Source organism: Flagellimonas flava, from assembly GCF_050617915.1.
Lineage (GTDB): Bacteria > Bacteroidota > Bacteroidia > Flavobacteriales > Flavobacteriaceae > Flagellimonas > Flagellimonas flava_A.
The window spans coordinates 1-229 of the sequence record NZ_JBODQE010000249.1 but is presented as its reverse complement, the minus strand read 5'-3'; the positions used below and the strand labels follow the sequence as shown (position 1 = coordinate 229).

The following is a 229-nucleotide window of genomic DNA, read 5'->3' as shown; positions in this document are numbered from 1 at the left end:
AATGATCCCCTTAAACTTATTGATGTGGTGCTCAATGTTTTCCATAAGGTCGAGAACCGCTTTTCTAGACCGTTTTTCAAAGTCAGTATCCGAAAAAGGAACTTGGAATTTATTGGCCAAGCTATGTTGCTCATCCCTGACATTTACAATGCCCTTGGAGACTGAATCGTTTATGGGAAGTATTTCCCAAGCATAGGTATGAATGGAGTCATTAAATCGCAATTTTTGA

Annotated in this window: 1 pseudogene; it reads right to left on the bottom strand. The window is 38.9% G+C overall.

Annotated elements, in window-relative coordinates:
* Positions 1-229, bottom strand: a pseudogene (locus ACRHOZ_RS21725) (AraC family transcriptional regulator); the annotation flags it as partial.